We start from the raw sequence: 3,907 nt of genomic DNA on the forward strand, positions 1-3,907 counted from the left end.
TATGCCGGCGATTTCGCCGCGGCCGACCGCGCCGTGCTCGACGCGATGCGCGCGGCCGGCCCGAGCGCCGAAGCCTATTACCTGCTCGGCCTGATCGACGACGCGCAGGGCCGGCCGAGCGCCGCCGAGCATTACCGCAAGGCGCTCTATCTGGCGCCCACCCACCGCGAGGCGCTCACGCATCTCGCGACGCTGCTCGACATCGCCGGCGATCACGACGGCGCGCGCTGGCTGAAGGAACGCGCACGCCGCGCCGACGCGCAGGCATCGGGCCACGCTCAACCGGGAGGACGCGAACATGCACGACGCCGTTGATTCGACGCATGCGTTCGACGATTGCTGGAACCGCATCGGCGTGCGCGGCGATCAGTCCTGCGAACGGTTGGCCGAGGTGGGGCGCTGCCTGAATTGCCCGGTCTATGCGCGCAACGCCGCGCGGCTGCTCGACCGCCCGCTGTCGCGCGACGAGCTGACCCAGGCCGCGCGGCGCGACGCCGCCGCGCCGTCGCTGCAGGCCCGGCCCGAGGACGACGCGCGCCAATCGGTGCTGGCGTTCCGCGTCGGCGACGAATGGCTCGCGCTGCCCACGCCGGTGGTTCGCCAGATCGTCGACGACCGCCCCGTGCATTCGCTGCCCGACCGGCGCAGCCGCGCCGTGCTCGGCATCGTCAACGTGCGCGGCACGCTGCGCATCGCCGTCTCGCTGGCCCGGCTGCTCGATCTCGAGGCGTCCGCCGCGCCGCGCGCCGCCGACACCGTGCGCGCCGCGTTCACGCGGATGCTGGTGGTGGCGCATCGCGGCGAGCCGGTGGTGTTCCCGGTCGACGAGGTGGAAGGCGTGCTGCGCTTCGGCGCGGCCGAGCGCACGCTGCCGCCGGCCACCGTGGCGCGGGCCGGCATCGCGCTCACGAGCGCGATGTTCGCCTGGCGCGGCGGCATGATCGGTCTGCTCGACGAAGACCGCCTGTTCGATACGCTGCTGCGGAGTTTGCGATGAGCCAGGATGACGATCTGAGCCGGCAATCGCTGCTCGACCTCTATCGCGAGGAAAGCGAGAACCAGACCGAGGCGCTGTCGCGCCAGTTGCTCGCGCTCGAACACGGCGCGCAGGATGCCGCCGCGTTCGAGGCCTGCATGCGCGCCGCGCATTCGCTGAAGGGCGCGGCGCGCATCGTCGGCGTGCCGCAGGGCGTGGAGATCGCCGGGCGCATGGAAGATTGCTTCGTCGGCGCGCAGCGCGGCGAGCGCGTGCTCGGCGCGAGCCATATCGATGCGCTGCTGATGGGCGTCGACCTGCTGGTGCGGGTGGGCGATCCGCGCACGGCCGGGTCGGTCACGCCGGCCGAAATCGACACGTTCGCGGTGGCGCTGGCCAATGCCGACGAAGCCGGCGGCGTGTCGTTCGCCTCGGCCCCGGCCCCGATCCCGCCCGTGCTGCCGGGCGGCCCGTTCGATTTCAGCGAGCCGCTCGATCCGTATGCGTCGCCGGTGCCGCTCGATCTGGCCGCGCAGTTGCGGCTCGACGCGCCGCTCGCGCCCGACGCGCCGCGCGGGCTCGGCGACGGCGGTGGCGATGGCCTGCTTGGCGCCGCGCCGCCGTTCGAATCGTCGGTGCCGCCCGATCTGGCCGCGCAACTGCGCCTGAGCGAACCGGCGCCGGCCGCGGCCCCGGCCCCCGAGCCTCCCGATGCGACCCCCGAGCCATCCGCGTCCGAGCCGTACGACGCGGGCGACGCCGGCCAGATGCGCCGCGTGCGCGCCGACAGCCTGAACCGGCTGCTGAGCCTGTCGGGCGAATCGCTGGTGGAATCGCGCTGGCTCAAGCCGTTCGCCGATTCGATGCTGCGCATCCGCCGCTCGCAGCACGACGCGGCGCGCGCGCTCGATTCGCTCTACGACAAGCTCGCGGACGATCTCGATCCGAACCACGAGGCCGCGATCAACGAAGTGCGGCAGATGCTGAACGATCTGCAACGCGCGTTCGCCGCGCGCATCGACGATCTCGACCGCTTCGAGCGGCGCAGCACCCACATCGCCGAGCAGCTCTACGACGAGGCGCTGCAATGCCGGATGCGGCCGTTCGGCGATGCGACGCGCGCCTATCCGCGCGTGGTGCGCGATCTGGCGCGCTCGCTCGGCAAGCGCGTGCGCTTCTCGATCGTCGGCGAATCGACCCAGGTGGATCGCGATATCCTCGACATGCTCGACGCGCCGCTCGGCCACCTGCTGCGCAACGCGCTCGATCACGGCGTGGAAACGCCCGAGGTGCGCCTCGCGCGCGGCAAGCCGGCCGAGGCCAGCGTCACGCTGGAGGCGCGCCACAGCGCCGGCTCGCTGCTGGTCAGCGTGGCCGACGACGGCCCCGGCGCCGATCTGACCGCCGTGCGCGCCGCGATCGTGCGCCAGCGGCTGACCGACGAGGCCACCGCCGCGCGGCTGTCGGACGCCGAAGTGCTCGAATTCCTGCTGTTGCCCGGCTTCTCGATGCGCGAGCAGGTGACCGACGTATCGGGCCGCGGCGTGGGCCTCGACGCCGTGCACGAGATGGTCAAGCGCGTGCGCGGCGCGGTGCGGATCTTCAACGAGCCGGGGCAGGGCATGCGGATGGTGCTGCAACTGCCGCTGACGCTGTCGGTGATCCGCAGCCTGCTGGTGGAGGTCGGCGGCGAGCCGTATGCGTTCCCGCTGGTGCACGTGCGGCGCGCGCTCGAACTCGACCGCGGCGGCATCGACGTGCTCGAGGGGCAGCAGCATTTCGCGCTCGACGGCCGGCGCGTGGGGCTGGTCACCGCGCATCAGTTGTTCGACGCCGGCGAGCCCGACGCGGCGCGCCCGCGCACGGCCGTGGTGGTGATCGGCAACGAGCCCGAAACCTACGGCGTGGCGGTCGACCGCTTCCTCGGCGAACGCATGCTGGTGGTGCAGCCGCTCGATCCGCGCCTGCAGAAGATCCGCAACATCGCGGCCGGCGCGCTGCTGGAGAACGGCGATCCGGTGCTGATCGTCGACGTCGAGGATCTGGTGCGCTCGATCGACAAGCTGATCCGCGGCGGCCAGCTCACCAAGATCCGCCGCGACGCCGATCGCGCGCTCGCGCAGCGCCGCAAGCACGTGCTGGTGGTGGACGATTCGCTGACGGTGCGCGAGCTCGAACGCAAGCTGCTGGAGAAGCGCGGCTACGCCGTGACCATCGCGGTGGACGGCATGGACGGCTGGAACGCGATCCGCAGCGAGAGCTTCGACCTGGTGGTGACCGACATCGACATGCCGCGCATGGACGGCATCGAGCTGGTGACGCTGATCAAGCGCGATCCGGTGCTGAAATCGGTGCCGGTGATGATCGTGTCCTACAAGGATCGCGACGAGGATCGCCGGCGCGGCCTCGATGCCGGCGCGGATTATTATCTGGCGAAAGGCAGCTTCCACGACGAGGTGCTGCTCGATGCCGTGCACGATCTGATTGGAGACGCCGCCTCATGAAAATCGGAATCGTCAATGATCTGCCCCTCGCGGTGGCCGCGCTGCGCCGCGCCGTCTCGCACCGGCCCGACCACCGCGTGCTGTGGGTGGCCGCCGACGGCGAGCAGGCCGTCGATTTCTGCTGCGCGAACCCGCCCGACCTGATCCTGATGGATCTCGTCATGCCGCGCCTGGACGGCGTGGAGGCCACGCGCCAGATCATGGCGCGCTCGCCGTGCGCGATCCTGATCGTGACGGCCAGCGTGGACGCCAACAAGGCCACCATCTACGAGGCGATGGGCGCGGGCGCGCTCGACGCGGTCGATACGCCCACGCTCGCGCAGGGCATGCTGGCCGACGCGGCAGATCGGAAGAGCGTCGGGGAGGGAAAGAGTGGTGGTGGAAGTCTCGATGTGGGGGTGGGTGCAATCGATAAAACAAAAAGAGA

4 protein-coding genes are annotated in these 3,907 nt (G+C 71.2%); all 4 read left to right on the forward strand.

Annotated elements, in window-relative coordinates:
* The coding region (locus G3N92_RS31530; RefSeq protein ID WP_206131453.1) for a tetratricopeptide repeat protein at positions 1-315 on the forward strand (315 nt) is incomplete at its 5' end.
* Positions 299-997 carry a chemotaxis protein CheW gene (locus tag G3N92_RS31535; protein ID WP_206131454.1) on the forward strand — a complete coding sequence of 233 codons (699 nt, stop codon included), beginning with the start codon at positions 299-301 and terminating at the stop codon, positions 995-997. The genes G3N92_RS31530 and G3N92_RS31535, both read left to right, overlap by 17 nt.
* Positions 994-3,480: a hybrid sensor histidine kinase/response regulator gene (locus G3N92_RS31540; protein ID WP_206131455.1), complete on the forward strand. Its 2,487-nt coding sequence runs from the start codon at positions 994-996 to the stop codon at positions 3,478-3,480. The genes G3N92_RS31535 and G3N92_RS31540 overlap by 4 nt, the downstream gene beginning before the upstream one ends.
* A partial coding sequence (locus tag G3N92_RS31545) for a response regulator (RefSeq protein ID WP_241015142.1) occupies positions 3,477-3,907 on the forward strand: 431 nt, incomplete at its 3' end. The genes G3N92_RS31540 and G3N92_RS31545, both read left to right, overlap by 4 nt.

It is taken from the genome of Burkholderia sp. Ac-20379, assembly GCF_017104645.1.
Taxonomy (GTDB): Bacteria; Pseudomonadota; Gammaproteobacteria; order Burkholderiales; family Burkholderiaceae; genus Burkholderia.

What these genes read in the sequence shown, in the direction of transcription:
- G3N92_RS31535 (WP_206131454.1), top strand. Translation starts at nt 299, where the DNA reads ATGCACGACGCCGTTGATTCGACGCATGCGTTCGACGATTGCTGGAAC.
- G3N92_RS31540 (WP_206131455.1), top strand. Translation starts at nt 994, where the DNA reads ATGAGCCAGGATGACGATCTGAGCCGGCAATCGCTGCTCGACCTCTAT.